20 protein-coding genes are annotated in these 19814 nt (G+C 66.0%); 10 read left to right on the plus strand and 10 right to left on the minus strand.

Annotated elements, in window-relative coordinates; translation table 11 throughout:
- The 3 genes from IP83_RS05665 to rpsD all read left to right on the plus strand — a co-directional run.
- A partial coding sequence (locus tag IP83_RS05665; RefSeq protein WP_054121245.1) for an ATP cone domain-containing protein occupies positions 1-331 on the plus strand: 331 nt, incomplete at its 5' end.
- Positions 332-413: 82 nt separating this feature from the next.
- Complete coding sequence (locus IP83_RS19520) at positions 414-1568, plus strand: TrmH family RNA methyltransferase (RefSeq protein WP_082364515.1); 1155 nt, start codon at positions 414-416, stop codon at positions 1566-1568.
- Positions 1569-1813: 245 nt separating this feature from the next.
- Positions 1814-2425, plus strand: a complete 612-nt coding sequence (rpsD, locus tag IP83_RS05675; protein ID WP_054121246.1) for a 30S ribosomal protein S4 — start codon at positions 1814-1816, stop codon at positions 2423-2425.
- Positions 2426-2482: 57 nt separating this feature from the next.
- Here the strand turns inward: rpsD and IP83_RS05680 are convergent, their stop codons facing one another.
- Positions 2483-2926, minus strand: coding sequence for an Lrp/AsnC family transcriptional regulator (locus IP83_RS05680; RefSeq protein ID WP_054121247.1), 444 nt, complete (start codon positions 2924-2926; stop codon positions 2483-2485).
- Positions 2927-3028: 102 nt separating this feature from the next.
- Here IP83_RS05680 and IP83_RS05685 point away from each other — a divergent pair, with 102 nt between their 5' ends.
- Positions 3029-4204 carry an indoleamine 2,3-dioxygenase gene (locus IP83_RS05685; RefSeq protein WP_054121248.1) on the plus strand — a complete coding sequence of 392 codons (1176 nt, stop codon included), beginning with the start codon at positions 3029-3031 and terminating at the stop codon, positions 4202-4204.
- A 12-nt stretch (positions 4205-4216) separates the two neighbouring features.
- Here the strand turns inward: IP83_RS05685 and IP83_RS05690 are convergent, their stop codons facing one another.
- Both IP83_RS05690 and tgt read right to left on the minus strand, forming a co-directional pair.
- On the minus strand, positions 4217-6196 hold the full coding sequence (locus tag IP83_RS05690; RefSeq protein ID WP_156309594.1) for a S9 family peptidase: 1980 nt from the start codon (positions 6194-6196) through the stop codon (positions 4217-4219).
- An 88-nt stretch (positions 6197-6284) separates the two neighbouring features.
- A complete protein-coding gene (gene tgt / locus IP83_RS05695; protein WP_054121249.1) occupies positions 6285-7412 on the minus strand; it encodes a tRNA guanosine(34) transglycosylase Tgt in 1128 nt (375 codons plus the stop codon).
- Between the two features lie 178 nt (positions 7413-7590).
- Here tgt and IP83_RS05700 point away from each other — a divergent pair, with 178 nt between their 5' ends.
- The gene (locus tag IP83_RS05700; protein ID WP_054121250.1) at positions 7591-7827 is read left to right on the plus strand and encodes a YdcH family protein; all 237 of its coding nucleotides are present in this window, start codon (positions 7591-7593) and stop codon (positions 7825-7827) included.
- On the opposite strand, the gene queA is transcribed toward IP83_RS05700, so the two are convergent.
- The 5 genes from queA to IP83_RS05725 form a co-directional block, all read right to left on the minus strand.
- Entirely contained in the window at positions 7824-8852 is a 1029-nt protein-coding gene (gene queA / locus IP83_RS05705) for a tRNA preQ1(34) S-adenosylmethionine ribosyltransferase-isomerase QueA (protein ID WP_054121251.1), read from the minus strand. The genes IP83_RS05700 and queA overlap by 4 nt on opposite strands.
- A 61-nt stretch (positions 8853-8913) precedes the next feature.
- Complete coding sequence (locus IP83_RS05710; protein ID WP_054121252.1) at positions 8914-9633, minus strand: peptidylprolyl isomerase; 720 nt, start codon at positions 9631-9633, stop codon at positions 8914-8916.
- A gap of 113 nt (positions 9634-9746) precedes the next feature.
- Positions 9747-10268 (minus strand): pantetheine-phosphate adenylyltransferase, encoded by a 522-nt coding sequence (gene coaD / locus IP83_RS05715; RefSeq protein ID WP_054121253.1) that lies wholly within the window; start codon positions 10266-10268, stop codon positions 9747-9749.
- Between the two features lie 3 nt (positions 10269-10271).
- Positions 10272-11189, minus strand: coding sequence for a polyprenyl synthetase family protein (locus tag IP83_RS05720; RefSeq protein ID WP_054121254.1), 918 nt, complete (start codon positions 11187-11189; stop codon positions 10272-10274).
- Positions 11186-11455 carry an exodeoxyribonuclease VII small subunit gene (locus tag IP83_RS05725; RefSeq protein WP_054121255.1) on the minus strand — a complete coding sequence of 90 codons (270 nt, stop codon included), beginning with the start codon at positions 11453-11455 and terminating at the stop codon, positions 11186-11188. Before IP83_RS05725 ends, IP83_RS05720 begins: the two co-directional genes overlap by 4 nt.
- Before the next feature lie 67 nt (positions 11456-11522).
- Between IP83_RS05725 and IP83_RS05730 the strand changes: the two genes are divergently transcribed.
- Genes IP83_RS05730 through purL form a run of 3 tightly spaced genes read left to right on the plus strand, consistent with a single transcriptional unit; the run spans position 11523 to position 14833 of the window.
- Positions 11523-11915, plus strand: a complete 393-nt coding sequence (locus tag IP83_RS05730; RefSeq protein WP_369816997.1) for a DUF2177 family protein — start codon at positions 11523-11525, stop codon at positions 11913-11915.
- Between the two features lie 5 nt (positions 11916-11920).
- Entirely contained in the window at positions 11921-12595 is a 675-nt protein-coding gene (locus IP83_RS05735; RefSeq protein WP_197274286.1) for a hypothetical protein, read from the plus strand.
- 39 nt (positions 12596-12634) lie between these two features.
- A complete protein-coding gene (gene purL / locus IP83_RS05740; RefSeq protein WP_054121257.1) occupies positions 12635-14833 on the plus strand; it encodes a phosphoribosylformylglycinamidine synthase subunit PurL in 2199 nt (732 codons plus the stop codon).
- Between the two features lie 153 nt (positions 14834-14986).
- Here purL and IP83_RS05745 read toward each other — a convergent pair whose 3' ends face one another.
- On the minus strand, positions 14987-15811 hold the full coding sequence (locus IP83_RS05745; RefSeq protein WP_197274287.1) for a Coq4 family protein: 825 nt from the start codon (positions 15809-15811) through the stop codon (positions 14987-14989).
- A 59-nt stretch (positions 15812-15870) separates the two neighbouring features.
- Positions 15871-16779 carry a phosphoserine phosphatase SerB gene (serB, locus tag IP83_RS05750; protein ID WP_054121258.1) on the minus strand — a complete coding sequence of 303 codons (909 nt, stop codon included), beginning with the start codon at positions 16777-16779 and terminating at the stop codon, positions 15871-15873.
- Here serB and miaA point away from each other — a divergent pair.
- The gene (gene miaA, locus IP83_RS05755) at positions 16772-17719 is read left to right on the plus strand and encodes a tRNA (adenosine(37)-N6)-dimethylallyltransferase MiaA (RefSeq protein WP_054121259.1); all 948 of its coding nucleotides are present in this window, start codon (positions 16772-16774) and stop codon (positions 17717-17719) included. The two genes, serB and miaA, sit on opposite strands and share 8 nt — an antisense overlap.
- A gap of 255 nt (positions 17720-17974) precedes the next feature.
- Positions 17975-19723, plus strand: coding sequence for an acetolactate synthase 3 large subunit (locus IP83_RS05760; RefSeq protein ID WP_054121260.1), 1749 nt, complete (start codon positions 17975-17977; stop codon positions 19721-19723).
- The last annotated feature ends 91 nt before the right edge of the window (positions 19724-19814 follow it).

Here is a 19814-nt window from a genome sequence, read left to right on the forward strand (position 1 = left end):
CGAAGTCATGGTGCTCAAGAGCGGCAGCGGCGAGCCCCGCCGTGAACCGTTCGACCGGGCCAAGATCGAACAGTCCGTCTCGCTCGCCTGCCGCAAGCGCCCGGTTTCGCCGGAACGCATCGAACGCCTTGTCAGCGGCATCCAGCGCCAGCTCGAAACCTTGGGCGATGCCGAAGTCGAAAGCCGCCAGATCGGCGAGATGGTGATGGAAGGCCTGCGCCAGCTCGACAGCGTCGCCTACATCCGCTTCGCATCCGTCTACCGCGATTTCACCGAAGCGCGCGATTTCGAGGAATTTGCAAGCTCGGTGCGGGAAGTGGGGGGTAAATAGCCCTAACTCACACCCCGTTCGTCCCGAGCGAAGTCGAGGGACCAATTGCCGAGCGAAGCCGAGGCAGGCTAAGGCACCGGACATGCCCTTCTGGACCTATATCCTCCGCTGCGCCGACAGCAGCTACTACACAGGCCACACTGACGATCTCGAAACCCGGATCGCCCATCATCACAATGGTACCTACAAGGGGTACACACATGATCGGCGTCCGGTGGAACTGGTGTGGGCAGAGGAGTTCGCGACGCGCGAAGAGGCCTTGGCCAACGAACTCAAGATCAAGCCGTGGTCGCGCGCGAAGAAGGAAGCCATCATCGCGCGCGACTGGGACAAGCTGTCCTACTTCGCCATGCCGCCGGCTGAGCGCGAAGCAAGGGCCTCGGCTTCGCTCGGCCACTTCCCTCGACTTCGCTCGGGACGAACGGCAAAGGGGGATATGGAATCAGACAATCCGACCAACTTAATCGAAGTCGAGGGCAAATCCCCCACCCCGTTCGCCCCGAGCGAAGTCGAGGGGCCAGGCAGCAGCCCCATCATTGTCCTCGTCCGCCCGCAGCTGGGCGAAAACATCGGCAAGGCCGCGCGCGCCATGCTGAACTTCGGCCTCACCCGCATGCGGCTCGTCGCCCCGCGCGACGGCTGGCCCAACCCCAGCGCAGGCCCCGCCGCCGCGGGCGCCGATATCGTGCTGGCGCAGGCCGAAGTCTACGATACCCTCGCTGAAGCCGTTGCCGATTGCGCGCATGTCTACGCAACCACCGTGCGAAAGCGCGGCGTCACCAAGCCCGTCCTCACGCCCGAGGAAGCCGCCAGAGAAACCGTCAACGCCGTGGGCGGCACCGCGTTCGTCTTCGGCCCCGAACGCTCAGGCCTCGAAACCGACGACGTCGCCCTCGCCCGCAGCATCGTCACCGTGCCCATCAACCCGGAATTCGGCTCGCTCAATCTCGCGCAGGCGGTGATCCTGTGCGCCTACGAATGGTCGAAGCACGCCGCCTCCGGCCTCGCCCAGCCCCCCGCCGAAGACCTTCTCCCCCCTGCCCCGCAGGAAGAGCTCGAAGGCCTGATCGCCCAGATCACCGAACACCTCGAACCGCGTGACTACTTCAAGCCGGAGGGCCGCGCACATGCCACGCGCCTCACCTTGCGCAACATGCTGACCAAGCCCGCATGGAACCACCTCGAAGTGCGCACCATGCGCGGCGTCATCACCGCCCTGATGCGCACGCCGCGTTAAATGGGGACAGTCCCCATTTCCATTTTGGTTCGTGTACGCCGCACACCCACTCCCGCCTTGACATTCCCGCCAATGCCGTGTCTAGGCGCGCCTTCGCAATTGGCCCTGCACGCCCGGTGAAGCAGTGGCCGCATTCCTCCGCATGGGGAAATGGTGCGGTTCCGGGTCTACGAAACGCCGGCCCCAAGGCCGGTTCCCATAGGCCGGCTCACGCTGGCCGCCATAGCAAATTGAAAGGACTTGCCATGTCGAAGCGCAAGGCATCGAAGCACAAGATTGACCGCCGTCTCGGCGAAAACATCTGGGGCCGCCCGAAGAGCTCGGTCAACCGCCGCAGCTACGGCCCCGGCCAGCACGGCCAGCGCCGCAAGAGCAAGGTGTCGGACTTCGGTCTGCAGCTGCGCGCCAAGCAGAAGCTCAAGGGCTACTACGGCGACGTCACCGAAAAGCAGTTCAAGGCGACCTACCAGGAAGCCTCGCGCATGAAGGGCGATACCGGCCAGAACCTGATCGGCCTGCTCGAGCAGCGCCTCGACATGATCGTCTACCGCGCCAAGTTCGCGCCGACGATCTTCTCGGCCCGCCAGATCGTCAGCCACGGCCACATCCGCGTCAACGGCGTGAAGTGCAACATCGCCAGCCGCCGCGTCCGCCCCGGCGACGTGCTGACCCTCGGCCCCAAGGCCAAGGAAATGGCGCTGATCGCCGAAGCCCAGTCGCTGGCCGAGCGTGACATTCCCGATTACGTCGCCGCCGAAGCCGACAAGGCCACTTTCGTCCGCGTGCCCACGCTCGACGAGGTGCCCTACCCGGTGAAGATGGAACCGAACCTGGTCGTCGAGTTCTACTCGCGCTGATCCGGCGGTTCAGACCGAACACGAAGAAGGCGGGGCGCAAGTCCCGCCTTTTTCGTTTCAACCACGCAGGTCCTTCGATGTGCCGAGCGAGACGTGGCTGGTGATGCTGCGCACCTGCGGCAGTGTGCCCAGCGTGTCCGAATGGAACCGCTTGTAGGCTTCCAGATCCGCCACTTCCACGCGCAGCAGATATTCGACCGCGCCGGTCACGTTGTGGCACTCGCGCACTTCCGGCGCCGCCGCCATCGCCGCCTCGAACGAGAGCGAGTCCGCCTTCAGCTGGCCGCCCAGCCCCACCATGACGAAGATCGTCACCCCGCCGCCCAGCTTCGCCCGGTCGAGCACCGCGCGGTAGCCCTTGATCACGCCGCTCGCTTCCAGCGCCTGCACCCGGCGCAGGCACGCAGACGGCGAAAGCCCCACCCGCTCCGCCAGTTGCAGATTGCTGATTCGCCCCTCGGCCTCCAGCTCGTGCAATATCTTGCCGTCGATCACATCCATGCCGTCAGATATTGTGCATGAGACTGTCCCAACGCGTCAATACGCAACCTCTTTTCGCCGAAAACCGCATATCCTTGCGCAAACCCCATAACGGAGAGCGCCATGCCCATCGCCCCCCTCGCAAGCTACGACATCACCCCCGAGCGCGGTTTCCTCTGCGCCTACGATGCCAGCGCCGTCACGCTCGAAGGCGCCTTCGCGCAGGCCCGCGCCGTGGCCATGCGCCTCCCCGAAATCCTCCCAACCGGAAGGGTGCGCGAAGTCCTCGAAGAGCAGCTTCCCGTCATGACCCCCGCCATGGTCGACGCGCTCGATGAACCCGCCGCGCGCATGGCGATGGTCCATTACTCGTTCCTCGTACAGTCCTACATCTGGGGCGCGGCCGAGGCGGTCACCACGCTGCCCGCCGTGCTTGCCGGCCCGATGGTCGCGCTGGCGGACAAGCTCGATCAGCAGCCGCTCCTGCAATACAGCGGCTATGTGCTCGACAACTGGGGCCTGATCGATCCCGCCGCTCCGGTCCACCTCGACAACATCTACATGATCCAGAAGTTCGCCGCCGGCACCGACGAGGCGTGGTTCGTCCTCATCCACGTCGCCATCGAAGCGCAGGCGGGCAAGGCGCTCGCCTTGTTTGCGCCGATCATCGCTGCCGCCGAAGCCGGTGATGTCGATACCGCGCGCGGCCTCCTCGAACAGATGGTCGGCATCTGGTCCGGCATCAACGCGATCTTCGACCGCATGCCCGAGCAGTGCGATCCCTATATCTACTTCCGCCGCGTGCGCCCCTATATCCACGGCTGGAAGGACAACCCCGCGCTCGGCGCCGGTGTCGTCTACGAGGGCGTCGCGCGCCTCGGCGGCCAGCCCCAGGCCTATCGCGGCCAGACCGGCTCGCAGTCCTCGATCGTGCCCTCGATGGATGCCCTCCTCGGCGTCGGCCATGCCGCCGATCCGCTGAAGGCCTATCTCGACGAGCTCCACATCTACCGCCCCACCGGCCACCGCCGTTTCATCGAGGACGTGCGCGCCGCCTCCACCCTGCGCCGCTTCGTCAGCGGCGCCAGCCACAAGGGCCTGACCGACGCCTACAACGGCGCGGTCCAGGCCGTGGCCGATTTCCGCAGCCGCCACCTCGAATATGCCGCCAGCTACATCAACAAGCAGGGCAGCAAGACGGCCGGCAACGATCCCGATGTCGGCACCGGCGGCACCCCGTTCATGAAGTACCTCAAGAAGCACCGCGACGAGACCGCGGCGATGCTGCTTCCGGTGTAATCCCGGCGCGGGTTACATCCCTAGCGCCCTGCGCAGGAAGGCATCGCTATCGGCCAGCAGCCGCGTCCGCGCGGCTGCTGCGGCCAGCTGGTGGTCGAGCCCCGGGAAGGTCACGAGGGTCACGTCCTTGCCGGCATGCTTCAGGCGATCTGCCATAAGGCGCGATTCCGCCACGTTCACGTTCTGGTCGACCTCGCCGTGAAACAGCAGCACCGGCGCGACAATCGCGCCCGCGTGGCGCGCGGGCGAACCATCGGCAATGTGATCGCCATGACCGATAAAGGCATCGACCTGACGGAAATTGACGAAATCGCGGGATTCCTCGCGCAAATTGTCGAGATCGGTCACCGGCGCCACCGCGACGATCGCCTTGAACAGCCCGGGATCGGTCACGCCCGATTGCAGTGCCGCATAGCCGCCATAGGACCAGCCGACGATTGCAAGCTTCGCGGGATCCGCAATCCCCTGCGCGGTGAGCCAGCGGCCAGCCGCCGAGATATCGCCGATCGCCAGCCGCCACGATTTGAACCCGTTCTTCTGGTACCACGCCGATCCATAGCCGGTGGAGCCGCGGTAATTGGGCTGGAGCACCGCAAAACCGCGCACCGCATAATACTGGACGAGCCAGTCGAAGCCCCATTCGTCCCGCGCGCCGGGCCCGCCGTGGGGCATGACGATGGCGGGAAGACGCTTGGCCGCTGCCATCCCCGCCACGCCGGGCGGCAGCGTGAGATAGGCGGGAACCATGCTGCCGTCGCCTGCCGGATAGGTCACCGCCGTCATCTTGCCGAGCGGCATCTGCACCAGTGGCTCGCGCATCGGCAGCACCTGTTCCAGCCGATGGGTCGCCTTGTCATAGCGGTAGAACTGCCCGGGATCCGAATCGCTGCTCGCCAGCAGCAGCAGCCGCCCCTCGTCCTCGCTCGAATCGACGAATTCGACCAGCGGCTGGCCCGGGAGGGCCTTCCCCAGCGCCGCCCCCAGCTTCTTGAGCTCAGGATCGAAAAACGCGTTGACCCGCTTTTCTGTCGCATAGGTCGCGCCCACCACGCGGCCATTGCGCCCGATGCTGATCACATTGTCGATATCGACTCCCGGCTGCTCCATCATGACCTGCCGCGTGCCGGTGCCATCGAGCGCGACACCGTACAGCACGTCCACGCCGTTTTTGCCGCCCAGAACATAGGCGATGTTGCGGTCCGGATCGACCGCCAGCGGCGTGTCGCTGTCCTCGTCCCTGGCGGTGGTGAACGGCAGCCACTTGTCGTCGTCCTTGGCGCGGTAGAACCAGCGCATCTCGTCCTTGGCATAGCCGTCGTCGTTCTGGCCGCGCGTGGCCATCAGACGCACATGGCCGCGCCCGTCAGTCATGTAGCGCACCGCGCCCTTCCGGGGCGGCTCGACGAGGCTGCGTTTGCCGCTTTCCAGATCGACGTCCTCGACGCCAAGTCCCTCGCGCCGCCGCTCGATATTGCTGCCGATCTCGCCCTCCGGCACGAACTGCCGCGTCATCAGCACATGGCCGGGTTTGCCCGCGATGTCCCAGTCGAGCACATCGCCGACGAATTGCAGCCCGCCGATCGACTTGCTCCCGAGCCCACTCGATAGGTAGCCCTGTCCGGTGCCGTCATTGCGCACGATCACATAGCGGGTGGCGCTCATCAGCAGATCGCTCCGGTTGACGGCGACATAGAGCTTGCACATCAGCCGCGTCTCGCTCGCCCAGCGACACCAGCGCAGGTTCTCGCCGGGATTTGCCGCATTCAGCACGGCGCGCGATTGGCCAGTGGAGAAATCCGCGACAATCACCATCACCCCTGGGCCCGCGTTGGGCTTGAGATAGGCGACCTGATTGCCCGAGGGCGAGAGGCTGATCTGGCGCACATCCTCGAGCGCGCCGAACTTCGCCGCAATGGCGGTGCCATCCTCCCCCCGCGCGGCCACGGCGCCCAGCGCCAGAACCATGCCCATGACCGCGATGCTTGCCCGCATGGAACTTCCCCCCAAACTCCAATGCGATACTCTTGGCAACAGCGGAGCCTTGCAAGCGACTTCGCATCCGATCTGGCAGGGCGGATCCCTAGCGCTTCGCCAGATACCTTGCCCGGAAAACCGCCGCGAAAGCCGCAAACCGACCTTCGGCAATCGCGCTGCGCATCGCCGCCATCAACTGCTGGTAGAATGAAAGGTTGTGCTCCGTCAGCAGCATGGCCCCCAGCATCTCGCCCGCCTTATGCAGGTGATGCAGGTAGGCGCGGCTGTATTTCGCGCAGACCGGACAGGTGCACTCGGCATCAAGTGGCCCCATGTCCTCGGCATGGCGCGCATTGCGCATGTTGATCGGCCCGTCCCAGGTAAAACCCTGCCCGTTGCGTCCTGATCGCGTCGGCAGCACGCAGTCGAACATGTCGACCCCGCGCTCCACCGCCCCCACCAGATCGTCGGGCTTGCCCACGCCCATCAGATAGCGCGGGCGGTCTGCCGGCAGCTGTCCCGGCGCGAAGTCGAGGGTGGCGAACATCGCCTCCTGCCCCTCGCCCACCGCCAGCCCGCCGATGGCATAGCCGTCAAAGCCGATGTCCTGCAGCTTGCCCGCGCTTTCGGCGCGCAGTTGCTCGTCAAGCCCGCCCTGCTGGATGCCGAACAGCGCGGCATCCTCGGCATGCTGCCCGCCCGCATCGAACCCGTCGCGGCTGCGCCTCGCCCAGCGCATCGACATTTCCATGCTGCGCGCGATCACGTCGCGCGGCTGGTCGATCTTGGGGCATTCATCGAAGGCCATCACGATATCGCTGCCGAGCAGGCGCTGGATCTCCATGCTGCGTTCGGGCGTCAGGTTGTGGCGCGAACCATCGATGTGGCTCGCGAACGTCACGCCTTCCTCGGTGATCTTGCGCAGCTCGCTCAGGCTCATCACCTGATAGCCGCCGCTGTCCGTCAGGATCGGCTTGTCCCACCGCATGAACCTGTGCAGCCCGCCCAGCCGCGCCATGCGCTCCGCGCCTGGCCGCAGCATCAGGTGATAGGTGTTGCCGAGGATGATGTCCGCCCCCGTCGCCGCGACATCCTCCACCTTCATCGCCTTGACCGTGCCCGCCGTCCCCACCGGCATGAACGCGGGCGTGCGGATCGTGCCGCGCTTCATCTCGATCGTGCCGGTGCGGGCGCGGCCATCGGTGGCGTGGACGGTGAAGGCAAAGCGGGTCATCGGGGATCTCGGGTGCGGGAATGGCCCAGCGCCTTACGCACAATCGCCATGGCGCGCAAATTGCCTTGCCCATGCTCCGCGAATGATCGGCACAGCCCGCGTCCGTTTTGACTGGCCTCAATTCATGGCCTTGCCGGTGCTGCTAGCCTCCTCCCGTACCCCAAGAGGAGAGCACACCATGAGCCATGCCGCCCACGATCTCGCCGCCGCCTTCCCGCAAGCCGCCGCCAAGCTTCACGCGCTCAAGCTCAGCGATGCCCATTTCCGCAAGCTGAGCGACGCCTACTACGAGCTCGACAAGGCGATCCACCGCGCCGAAACCGGCATCGAGCCGACCTCGGACCAGCACCTCGAAGACCTCAAGAAGCAGCGCCTCACCGTGCTCGATGCCGTGGCGAACATGGTCGCAGCCTAGGGGATCAGCAGGCTCGAATCGCCGTAGCTGTAGAAGCGGTACTCGTGTCCGATGGCGTAGGCGTAGGCTTCCTGCATCCGCTCCAGTCCCATCAGTGCACTGACCAGCATCATCAGCGTCGATTTGGGCAGGTGGAAGTTGGTCATCAGCCCGTCGATCGCGCGGAAGCGGTAGCCCGGCGTGATGAAGATGCTGGTGTCGCCCGCAAACGGGTGGATCACGCGGTGCTCGTCCGCCGCGCTCTCCAGCAGGCGCAGGCTGGTGGTGCCGACCGCGATGATCCGCCTGCCGGCCGCGCGCACCGCATTGAGCCGCGCCGCGGTCTCGGGCTCGATCCGGCCCCATTCGGCGTGCATCGCGTGGTCGTCGGTATCGTCCGCCTTGACCGGCAGGAACGTCCCCGCGCCGACGTGGAGCGTCAGCGTCTCGTGCCCGATGCCTGCCTCCGCCAGTGCCGCCATCAGTTCAGGCGTGAAGTGGAGCGCCGCAGTCGGCGCGGCCACTGCGCCGTCTTCTGCTGCAAACATCGTCTGGTAATCCTCGCGGTCACGCTCGTCGACCGCGCGCTTGCCCGCGATATAGGGCGGCAGCGGCATCGTCCCGGCGCGCTCCAGCAGCACCTCGACCGGCTCCTCGCCGCCGAACGCCAAGGTCCAGCTGCCATCGGCAAAGCGCTCTTCGGCAATCGCCGTCACGCCCGCGCCGAAGGTCACCACCACGCCCGGCTTGAGCCGCCGCCCGTTGCGCACGAAAGCCTGCCAGCGCCTCAGATCGATGCGCTTGTGCAAGGTCGCGCCGATCCGCGCGTTGCCGACTTCGCCTTCCAGCTGCGCCGGGATCACCCGCGTATCGTTGAACACCAGCACATCGCCCGCGCGCAGCAACTGCGGCAGATCGCGCACAATCGCGTCGACGAACGGCCCGTCGGACCGCACTCCCAGCAGCTTGGCCGAATCGCGCGGCGAAGCAGGGCGCAGCGCAATGCGCTCGGGCGGAAGTTCGAAATCGAAAAGGTCTACACGCATGGCACGCGCCGCTAGCGGGGTGTGCCGGGTTCGACAAGCACGCCTGCCCTAAGCGGCAGGATCAGTTCGACTTCGAATTGCTCAACATGTCCGCCGTGAACGCAGCCGGCGCGGCAGGCGCGGGCGGCGGCGGCGGGGCCTTGTTTTCCGAAGCGAGGCTCGCCTGCACGATCTTGGTCGGGTTCTTGGGCGGCTCGCCGCGCACGATCGAATCGACAACGTCCATCCCCGCGATCACCCGCCCGAAGTTCGTGTACTTGTGGTCGAGCGCAAAGCGCGGATAGAACACGATGAAGAACTGGCTGTTGGCCGAATTGGGCTCGTCGGTTCGCGCCATCGAGACCGTGCCGCGAAGGTGCGGGATATCGTTGAACTCGGCATTGAGGTCGGACAGCTTCGAACCGCCCTGCCCGGTCCCCGTCGGATCGCCCGTCTGCGCCATGAAGCCTTCGATCACGCGGTGGAAGATCACCCCGTTGTAGAAGCCTTCCTTGGTCAGCGTCTTGATCCGCTCGACATGGCGGGGCGCCCATTCCGGCATCAGCCGGATGGCGACGCGCCCGCCGTTCGAAAGATCGAGCAGCAGCACATTGTCGGGATCGTGCGAAATGTCCGGATCGACCGCATAGGTCATGCCCTGCGCGTGCTGGATCGGATCGATCTTGATCGGCTTTGGCGCTTCCTTCTGCGGCGCCCGCTGCGCCAGCGCAGGCGAGATCGGAGCCACCAACGCTCCGAGCGCGAGCCCGAGCACGATCTTGTTGAACAAACGCGATGCCATCAAACCGAAATCCTGCCTAACCCTGGGCCGACACCGCCAGCCCCATGCGCGGCGGATAGGCCCCCGGCGATGACGCCGCAATGAACAAATGGCCCGCCCCGACGCGAAAGACCTCAGTAATCGCCGAGCTGGCCCTGCCGCCGCACCCGCTCCACCACGTCCTCGCGCACCTGCGGCGTCACGAACCTGGCGATGTCACCGCCGAACATGGCGATTTCCTTGACCAGCTTGGAAGCGATCGGCTGCAGACTGACGTCGGCCATCAGGAACACGGTCTCGATCCCGTCGTTGAGCTGCTGGTTCATGCCGGCCATCTGGTATTCGTATTCGAAGTCCGCCACCGCGCGCAGGCCGCGCACGATCACGCTGGCGCCCTGCTTTTCGGCAAACTTCATCAGCAGCGCGTGGAAACCCATCACCGAAACGTTCTCGATCCCCTGCGCGGCGACTTCGCGCGTGACCATGGCCATGCGCTCCTCCGGCGTGAACATCGGGTTCTTCGAAGGGTTGGTCGTCACGCCGATGATCAGCTTGTCGACCAGCTTCGCCCCCCGGCGGATGATGTCGAGATGCCCCAGCGTGATCGGGTCGAATGTGCCGGGGTATACCCCGATCCTTTTGCCCGCCTCTCCCATGTCCTACCGATCCCTTTCGACAATGAACCACGCCAGCGCGCGCAGCAGGTCCGCTTCCTCACCATATGACGAGAGGAACTGCACCGCCTGTTCGACGAGGATCTGCGCCTGCTCGCGCGCCCGCTCTGGCCCGAGCAGCGAGAGGAACGTCTCCTTGCCGGCGGTCTCGTCCTTGCGCAGCGCCTTGCCGGCGGCCGCTTCGTCGCCCTCGGCATCGAGCAGGTCGTCGGCAATCTGGAAGGCGAGGCCGATATCCCGCGCATAACCGCGCAGGTGCGAGCGCCCTTCGGACGGAAGGCGTCCGATGATGGCGCCCATCTCCACCGCCGCGCTCAGCAGCGCGCCGGTCTTCAGTTGCTGCAGCCGGGTCACCGTCGGCAGGTCGAACGAGGCGGTCTCGGCCGCCATGTCCATCATCTGCCCGCCGGCCATGCCGTTCATGCCGCTCGCCAGCGCCAGCGTGCGCACCAGTTCGATGCGCACGAAAGGATCTCCGGTCAGATTGGGATCGGACAGGACCTCGAACGCGAAATCATGCAAGGCGTCACCCGCCAATACCGCCGTCGCCTCGTCATACGCGACATGCACTGTCGCCTTGCCGTGGCGCAGCGCGTCATTGTCCATGCACGGCAGATCGTCGTGGATCAGCGAATAGACGTGGATCGCCTCGAGCGCGGTGCCGACGCGGATCGCCAGCTGCCGGTCCGCCCCGAACAGCGCGGCGGTTGCCGAAACCAGCAGCGGGCGCAGCCGCTTGCCACCGCCCATCGCGGCATAGCGCATCGCCTCGATCAGCCGGTCGCGCGGATCGTTCGCCATCGGCAGCAGCGCATCGAAGCTGGCATCGACATCTTCAGCGATCCGCTTCATGGCCGGCAGCAGCAGCTCCCGCCAGGGACCGGTACGTTCCATTGCCGTCATCCCCTCTCGGCTCCGTCATCAAAGGGCCGGGTTCCCGTGGCACGTCCCACACCGCCCGAAGCTCCATCCGAAACAATCGCTTCGATCCGCGCCTGGGCGGCATCGAGCCGCTTCTGGCAATGGGCCCGCAGCGCATCACCCCGCGCGTAAAGATCAATCGATTCGTCGAGGGGAGCCTCGCCGCTTTCCAGCCGGCGGACAATATCCTCCAGCGCTTTCAAGGCTTCCTCGAAACTCAGAGAGCCGATGTCGGTGTCGTGTGCCATCGCCCAGCAGCATTGACGGGGGAGCCGCAGCCGGTCAAGCTTCGAGGCGGGGAGGATGTGTATGCAAATGGTAATCGCATACGGTGTGGCGGCAATTGTCTTCGGCGGGCTCGATGCGCTGTGGCTCGGCTGGGCCGGGCCCAACCTCTATCGCCCTGCCTTGGGAGACCTGCTCGCCCCCACCTTCCGCCTTGCCCCGGCGGGCATTTTCTACCTCGCCTACCTTGGCGGCATGGTCTGGTTCGCGATCCGTCCCGGCATCGCGTCCGGCCTCCCCGCCGCCGCGCTCAACGGCGCGCTGCTCGGCGCGCTTTGCTACGCAACCTACGATTTCACCAACCAGGCCACCCTCGCCCGCTGGCCCGGCTATGTCACCGCCATCGACGTCTGCTGGGGCGCGTTCGCCACGATGACCGCAGCCGTCGCCGCCACATACGCCGCGCGCGCGTTCGCAGGCTGATCGCCATGTTCATCGGCCACTACGCGCCCGCCTTCGTTGCCGCCGCCTCGCGCAAGGCCCCGCCGCTGGTGGTGCTCGTCATCGCGGTGCAACTGCTCGACTTCGCGTTCTTCTCCTTCGCGCTCCTCGGCATCGAGCACTACCGCATGGTGCCGAATTTCACTGCGAGCAACTGGCTCGATCTCTACGACATGCGCTACAGCCACAGCCTGCTCGGCGCGGCGGTGCTGGGCGCGCTGCTGGGTGGCCTTGTCCTTGCCGCGACGCGCAGCCGGACCGCCGCCGCCATCGCCTTTGCCTGCGCTCTCTGGCACTGGCTGGCGGACTATCTCGTCCACGCGCCGGACCTCACGCTGGCAGGCTCTCCGCCCAAGCTCGGCCTTGGCCTGTGGAACCATCCGATGATCGAACACGCGCTCGAAGTGGTGCTCGCCTTCGGGACGCTCGCTTACTACGCACGCAGCACCCGCGCCGCCGGGCCGCGTTCAGGCCTGTTCCTCTGGCTTCTCGCGCTCGTGCTGGCACTGTTCCAGATCATTGACTGGTTCGGCCCGCGCACGACCGACGTCAGCCCCGCGCAACCGGCGCTCGCGCTGTTCGCCTTCACCGTGATCGCGCTGCTGGTCCTGCCGGTCGAACTGTCGCGCTCCAGGCTTTCCGGGGCAAAGCGCATTTCTTGAGACTCGCCATGCCCGCGCGGCTTGGCTAAGGGCGCTGGCATGGCCGAGATCACCGCAGAAACCGTCGCCGCCCACGGGCTTTCCCCCGAAGAATACGAGCGCGTCCTCCATGCGCTCGGGCGCGAGCCGAACCTGGTCGAGCTCGGCATCTTTTCCGTCATGTGGTCGGAGCACTGCTCCTACAAGTCGAGCCGCATCCACCTGAAGAAGCTGCCGACGCAGGCGCCTTGGGTCATCTGCGGCCCCGGCGAGAACGCGGGCGTCATTGATATCGGCGATGGTCCGGACGGCACCAAGCTCGCCGCCATCTTCAAGATGGAGAGCCACAACCACCCCTCCTACATCGAGCCCTACCAGGGCGCGGCGACGGGCGTGGGCGGCATCCTGCGCGACGTTTTCACCATGGGCGCGCGCCCCGTCGCCAACATGAACGCGCTGCGCTTCGGCCGCCCCGATCACCCCAAGATGAAGCACCTTGTCCAAGGCGTCGTCGCGGGCATCGGCGGCTATGGCAATTGCGTCGGCGTGCCGACCGTCGGCGGCGAGACCAATTTCCACAAGGCCTATGACGGCAACATCCTCGTCAACGCGATGACCGTGGGCGTCGCCGATCAGGACAAGATCTTCTATTCGGCCGCCACCGGCATCGGCAATCCGATCGTCTACGTCGGCTCCAAGACCGGGCGCGACGGCATCCACGGCGCCACCATGGCGAGCGCCGACTTCGACGAGAAGAGCGAGGAAAAGCGCCCCACCGTGCAGGTCGGCGATCCCTTCACCGAAAAACTGCTCATCGAAGCCTGCCTCGAACTCATGGCGACCGACGCCATCGTCGCGATCCAGGACATGGGCGCGGCGGGCCTCACCTCCTCGTCGGTCGAAATGGCGACCAACGGCAAGGCTGGCATCGTGCTCGACATGGACAAGGTGCCCTGCCGCGAAGAGGGCATGACGCCCTATGAAATGATGCTCTCGGAAAGCCAGGAGCGCATGCTCATGGTCCTGAAGCCCGGCAAGGAGGCCATGGCCGAGGCGATCTTCCGCAAGTGGGAGCTTGATTTCGCGGTCATCGGCGAAGTCACCGATACCGGCAACATGGTCCTCACCTTCCAGGGCGAGACGGTCTGCAACATCCCGCTCGGCCCCCTTGCCGAAGATGCTCCGCTCTATGACCGCCCGGCGATGAGCCTTGCGGACTACAAGGCATGGGCCGGCGTGAAGCCGCTCGGCGAGGTTCCCGCCAGCACCGATATCGGCGCCGATCTTCTCAAGCTCATGGCCTGCCCCGATCTCGCCAGCCGCCGCTGGATCTGGGAGCAGTACGATTCGCAGGTCGGCGCGGACACGCTCCAGAAGTCGGGCGGCGATGCCGCAGTCGTTCGCATCCACGGCACGCAAAAGGCGCTCGCGATGAGCACCGACTGCACCCCGCGCTACTGCTATGCGGACCCCTATGAAGGCGGCAAGCAGGCGGTAGCGGAGACCTATCGCAACATCTCGGCAGTCGGCGCCAAGCCCCTCGCCATCACCAACTGCCTCAATTTCGCCAACCCGCAGCGCCCGGAAATCATGGCCCAGATCGTCGAAGCCCTGCGCGGCATGGGCGATGCCTGCCGCGCGCTCGACTACCCGATCGTCTCCGGCAACGTCTCGCTTTACAACGAAAGCAAGGCCACCGGCGGCGGCTCGGCGATCCTCCCCACCCCCGCCATCGGCGGCGTCGGCCTCATGGAAAACCATGAAACGATGGCTAAAATCGGCTTCAAGGCCGAAGGTGAGGCGATCTTCGTCATCGGTCACAGCAACGGCCACCTCGGCCAGTCGCTCTGGCTGCGCGAAGTGCATGGTCGCGAGGAAGGCGCACCCCCGCCGGTCGATCTCACCGCCGAACGCGCGCACGCCGAATTCGTCCGCCAGCTGATCGCGGAAGGCAAGGTCACTGCTGTCCACGACGTCTCGGACGGCGGCCTCCTCGTCGCGCTCGCCGAAATGGCGATGGCGAGCGGCATCGGCTGCACGCTCGAAGAGATCGGCGACCACTTCACTGCATTCGGCGAAGATCAGGCCCGCTATGTCGTGACGAGCGCCGTCGAGGACCAGATCCAGGCCGCGGGCATCCCGATGACACGCATCGGCACCACCGGCGGCAGCGCCGTCACCGGCCCGGGCTTCTCGGTCGCCATCACGGACCTGCGCACGGCCAACGAAGCTTTCTTCAAGGACTGGATGGAGGGGTAAAAGAACCCCTCCGACCTGCCTGCGGCAGGCCACCTCCCCGTTTGGGCTTCGCCAAAACGGGGAGGGCCAACAGAACGGCGTTTTTTAGCTCCTCCCCATTTTTGCGAAGCACAAATGGGGAGGTGGCAGCCCGCAGGGCTGACGGAGGGGTAACTACGCCGCCTTCTTCCCCAGCAGATCATAGGGATCGACATCCATCGACCGCCACACCGCATGCGCCGCGCGGTAATGCATCGCAGGCGTGATGTTCAGGCGGCGACGCACTTCCTGCAGCGGCAGCGGCAGGAGTTCGGTGATCGACTGCTCGACCAGCCGCGGGCAGGCCTTGCCCAGCCCCTGCGCCTCCCGGATCGCGCGCAGCACCGGGGCGCTGCTCTTGACCTGCTTGCCGATATTGAGACCGGCCATGTAGCCGATGAACAGGTGCGCCGGCGAAGGCTGCTGGCTGTAGGTGAAGGCAAGCACGCAGGCCTCGCCCAGCGCGTCGCGGCCATAGCCGGTGAGAACATGAAGCATATCATGCACATCGCGCATGCGGTTCATGTACCACTGGAACTGGTCGTTGTATTTCGGCTTGTCCTTGGCGAAGCGCTTGAATTCCTCGACGAGGCCGGCCGCCGTCAGCCCCTCGCTCTCCATGAAGTCGCAATAGGCATGCGCCAGCGAACCTTCCGGCATGCGGCGCAGCGCTTCGTGATCATCGAGGATCGTCGGCAGATCGGGTTCCTTGACCCGCACATCCATGCCGCGCTCCGAAGTCAGGAACCGCTCGCCCGCCTTGCGCAGATCGCGCCACGGCAAAGCTTCGAAGATGCGGAACACTTCCTCGGTGTTTTCCTTGTCCTTCAGCAGCTCGCGGAAGTGATGCAGCGCCTTGGCCGGACGCAGCTTCAGCTGCGGGCGCCGTTCGTCGTAGAGCGGCAGACCGAGAAAATCATGCGAGGTATCGGCTTCAAACGTGGCGCTAAGGGCGTTCACACGGCATCTCCGGCAGAATCAGGTCCTGCCTTGGTACTAACACCAGTGTTAATATCGCGTCAAGCGGCCACCCAGTGCTCCCGCGCGATGCCATAGAGCGACAGGATCGCGGTCAGGTCGCCCCGCTCGATCCACCCGTCCGCCGCCGCGCGCGCCTTGGGCTTGGCGCGATAGGCGATGCCGTGGGTCGCGGCTTCCAGCATCGGAATGTCGTTCGCGCCGTCGCCGGTCGCCAGCGAACCTGCCCCCTCGCCCAGCCGCGCCGCTTCCTCGATCAGCACCTTGCGCTTCACCGAACTGTCGACGATCCCGCCGACGACATCGCCTGTCAGCACACCGCCGTGCACGCCAAGCCGGTTCGCCACGACATGCTCGAAGCCAAGCTGCTCCGCCACCGGATCGGCAAAGGCATGGAAACCGCCGGTCACCAGCACGGTCCGCGTGCCCTGCGCTTTCAGCGTGGCAACCAGCGTCCGCGCGCCATCCATCGGCCGGATGCGCTCGTCCAGACACTGCTTGATCGCACTTTCCGAAAGCCCCTTCAGCAGCCCCACGCGTTCGCGCAGCGCAGCCTCGAAATCGAACTCGCCGCGCATCGCGCGCTCGGTGATCGCCGCGATCCGCTCCTTCAGCCCCGCGAAATCGGCCAGCTCGTCGATGCATTCCTGCCCGATCATCGTCGAATCCATGTCCGACACAAACAGGCGCGGCACCTCGATCGGCACGCGTGACAGCAGCATGTCGCTCGCCGGAAAGCCCTCGTCCAGAATGCGCCGCACCGCGCCCACGTCAGGCGCTTTCGCTTCCTCGATCAGCTCCATTTCGAGCACATCATCGACTTCGGACAGCATCCCCGCGCCGGCCACTTCCCATCCCGCGTCCTCGATCTGCTCCATGGCGAGCGCAAGCCGATCACCTAATGTGTCACCAAGCGTCTCGGGCTCTGCTATCAGCCGTGCGATGAGCACCGATCATTCCCCTAGTCATGCGGGCCAATTGCCGCCGCTCGCGCTCATTGCAGGCCCCACCGCCAGCGGCAAGAGCGATCTCGCCGTCCGCACCGCGCTCGCGGCCGGCAAGGCGGTGGTGATCAACGCCGACAGCGCGCAAGTCTACGCCGACCTCGCCGTCCTCAGCGCCCGCCCGACCCAGGCGGACATGAAGGGCGTCCCCCACCGCCTGTTCGGCGCATGGGACGGCGCCGAGGCGTGCTCCGCTGCCGACTGGGCCGCCGCCGCCCGCGCCGAAATCGCCGCCGCCCACGCCGCAGGTGCCCTCCCCATTCTCGTCGGCGGCACAGGCCTCTATATCCGTACGTTGCTCGAGGGCATCGCCCCTGTGCCCCCCATCGATCCCGCCATCCGCGCCGAAGTCCGCGCCCTCCCCGTCGCCGAAGCCTACGCCGCCCTCACCCGCGAAGACCCCGCCCGCGCCGCCGCGCTCGGCCCAAACGACACCACCCGCGTCGCCCGCGCGCTCGAAGTGATCCGCTCCACCGGCCGCCCGCTCGCGGCATGGCAAGAGGAGCGCACCGGCGGCATCGGCCACACTGTCAGCTTGCACCCCCTCGTCCTCATGCCCGAGCGCGCATGGCTCTACGAGCGCTGCGACCGCCGCTTCGCGCAGATGTGGCACGGCGGCGCGGTCGCCGAAGTCGAGGCGCTCCTCGCTCGTCGGCTCGACCCCGATCTCCCCGTCATGCGCGCCATCGGCGTGACCGAAGTCACTGATTTCCTTGCCGGCACCTGCACCGAACCCGAAGCCATCACCGCCGGAAGCCAGGCCACCCGCCGCTACGCCAAGCGCCAATACACGTGGCTGCGCCACCAGCCGCCCGCCGATTGGCCGCGCATTATGATGGAAAATTCCCCTTCAGACAGTCTGATTGAAGCATTATTACGCGATTAGCGGTTGACACGGCATTTTATGTCGCCTACCGAAACGTCACCGCAGGGCACGGATTCCAGTCCCACCCGCGGCGTCTATGGCCCGGTGCAGTCTGGATCTGCCCCGGGCCGCATTTTTTGTAAGGCTGGGCGGTAATCGCCCATTCTTCGGCGGTTTTTGGTTTGAAGGTTCGCGGCGGCGCGGCTAACGCGCCCCATCGCAGCGGCATCGGGACAAGGTCCAGAAGGATACACCGGGCCGGAAAGGGAACGACACGTGAAGAACGAGCGCAGCGGCGCGGAAATCCTGGTCGAAAGCCTGGTCGCACAGGGAGTCGAATGCGTGTTCGGCTATCCCGGCGGCGCGGTGCTGCCGATTTACGATGCCCTGTTTGGCGATGAACGCATCCGCCACATCCTCGTGCGCCACGAAGCCGGCGCGGCCCACGCCGCCGAAGGCTATGCCCGCGCCACCGGCAAGCCCGGCGTCGTGCTCGTCACCTCGGGCCCGGGCGCGACCAATGCCGTCACCGGCATTGCCGATGCCTTCATGGATTCGATCCCGCTCGTCGTCCTCACCGGGCAGGTGCCCACCGCGCTGATCGGCTCGGACGCGTTCCAGGAATGCGACACGGTCGGCATCACGCGCCACTGCACCAAGCACAACTACCTCGTGAAGGACCCGGCGCAGCTGGGCGAAGTCGTCGAGGAAGCCTTCCGCATCGCCACCGAAGGCCGTCCCGGTCCGGTCGTGATCGACATTCCCAAGGACGTCCAGATCGGCCTCGCGCCGTGGACCGGCAAGCCCGCCCGCATCCGCACGCGCTACAATCCGCAGATCGAAGGTTCGCGTGAGGATATCGCGCAGGCCGTGCAGATGATCGCCGCCGCGCAGGCGCCGATCTTCTACACCGGCGGCGGCGTGATCAACTCCGGCCCCGAAGCGACCGCGCTGCTGCGCGAGCTTCAGGCCCTCACCGGCGCGCCCGTCACCTCCACGCTGATGGGCCTCGGCGCCTTCCCGGCGGATCATCCGGCGTGGCTCGGCATGCTCGGCATGCACGGCACCTACGAAGCCAACATGGCGATGAACCGCGCCGATCTGATCGTTGCTATCGGCGCCCGCTTCGACGACCGCGTGACCGGCCGCCTCGATGCCTTCTCGCCCAATTCCAAGCGCATCCACATCGATATCGACCGCGCCTCGATCAACAAGACCGTGCGCGCCGATCTGCCCATCGTCGGCGATTGCGCGAAGGTGCTGCGCCAGCTGATCGACGCATGGCATGCAGCCCATCACGAAGCGGCAGACCTTGCCGAATGGTACGCCCGGATCGATGGCTGGCGCGCCCGCCAGTCACTTGCCTACCCGCACCGCAAGGAAGCCATCATGCCGCAATATGCGGTCGAGCGGCTTTACGAGCTGACCCGCAGGCACGATCCGATCATCACCACCGAGGTCGGCCAGCACCAGATGTGGGCGGCGCAGTACTTCCACTTCTCCGGCCCCAACAAGTGGCTCACTTCGGGCGGCCTCGGCACGATGGGCTATGGCCTCCCCGCCGCGATCGGCGCGCAGGTCGGCTTCCCCGATGCGCTCGTCATCGACATCGCGGGCGATGCCTCGATCCAGATGAACATCCAGGAACTCGGCACCGCCACGCAGTACCGCCTGCCGGTCAAGATCTTCGTTTTGAACAACGAATGGATGGGCATGGTCCGCCAGTGGCAGGAACTCACCTACGAGAGCCGCTATTCGAACTCCTACTCGGACAGCCTGCCCGATTTCGTGAAGCTCGCCGAGGCTTACGGCTGGAAGGGCATCCGCATCACCGACGAGAGCGAGCTCGACGCCGGCATCCAGGCGATGATCGACCATCCCGGCCCGGTCTTCGTCGATTGCCTCGTCGCCAAGGAAGTGAACTGCTTCCCGATGATCCCCTCGGGCGCCGCGCATACCGATATGATCCTCTACGGCGACAGCGTTGCCGGCACGATGGACGACGCCGCCAAGGCGCTGGTGTGATCCCTTCCGATGCTTACCCTTTCCCCCCTCCCGTTCGTGTCGAGCGAAGTCGAGACACCAAACGCCGCGCCCGGTGTCTCGACTTCGCTCG

Source organism: Novosphingobium sp. AAP93 (assembly GCF_001296055.1).
Taxonomy (GTDB): Bacteria; Pseudomonadota; Alphaproteobacteria; order Sphingomonadales; family Sphingomonadaceae; genus Novosphingobium.

Bases quoted from the DNA above. Each gene is read 5' to 3' on its own strand.
- IP83_RS19520 (WP_082364515.1), top strand. From the start codon at position 414: ATGCCCTTCTGGACCTATATCCTCCGCTGCGCCGACAGCAGCTACTAC.
- rpsD (WP_054121246.1), top strand. From the start codon at position 1,814: ATGTCGAAGCGCAAGGCATCGAAGCACAAGATTGACCGCCGTCTCGGC.
- IP83_RS05680 (WP_054121247.1), bottom strand. From the start codon at position 2,926: ATGGATGTGATCGACGGCAAGATATTGCACGAGCTGGAGGCCGAGGGG.
- IP83_RS05685 (WP_054121248.1), top strand. From the start codon at position 3,029: ATGCCCATCGCCCCCCTCGCAAGCTACGACATCACCCCCGAGCGCGGT.
- IP83_RS05690 (WP_156309594.1), bottom strand. From the start codon at position 6,196: ATGCGGGCAAGCATCGCGGTCATGGGCATGGTTCTGGCGCTGGGCGCC.
- tgt (WP_054121249.1), bottom strand. From the start codon at position 7,412: ATGACCCGCTTTGCCTTCACCGTCCACGCCACCGATGGCCGCGCCCGC.
- IP83_RS05700 (WP_054121250.1), top strand. From the start codon at position 7,591: ATGAGCCATGCCGCCCACGATCTCGCCGCCGCCTTCCCGCAAGCCGCC.
- queA (WP_054121251.1), bottom strand. From the start codon at position 8,852: ATGCGTGTAGACCTTTTCGATTTCGAACTTCCGCCCGAGCGCATTGCG.
- IP83_RS05710 (WP_054121252.1), bottom strand. From the start codon at position 9,633: ATGGCATCGCGTTTGTTCAACAAGATCGTGCTCGGGCTCGCGCTCGGA.
- coaD (WP_054121253.1), bottom strand. From the start codon at position 10,268: ATGGGAGAGGCGGGCAAAAGGATCGGGGTATACCCCGGCACATTCGAC.
- IP83_RS05720 (WP_054121254.1), bottom strand. From the start codon at position 11,189: ATGACGGCAATGGAACGTACCGGTCCCTGGCGGGAGCTGCTGCTGCCG.
- IP83_RS05725 (WP_054121255.1), bottom strand. From the start codon at position 11,455: ATGGCACACGACACCGACATCGGCTCTCTGAGTTTCGAGGAAGCCTTG.
- IP83_RS05730 (WP_369816997.1), top strand. From the start codon at position 11,523: ATGGTAATCGCATACGGTGTGGCGGCAATTGTCTTCGGCGGGCTCGAT.
- IP83_RS05735 (WP_197274286.1), top strand. From the start codon at position 11,921: ATGTTCATCGGCCACTACGCGCCCGCCTTCGTTGCCGCCGCCTCGCGC.
- purL (WP_054121257.1), top strand. From the start codon at position 12,635: ATGGCCGAGATCACCGCAGAAACCGTCGCCGCCCACGGGCTTTCCCCC.
- miaA (WP_054121259.1), top strand. From the start codon at position 16,772: ATGAGCACCGATCATTCCCCTAGTCATGCGGGCCAATTGCCGCCGCTC.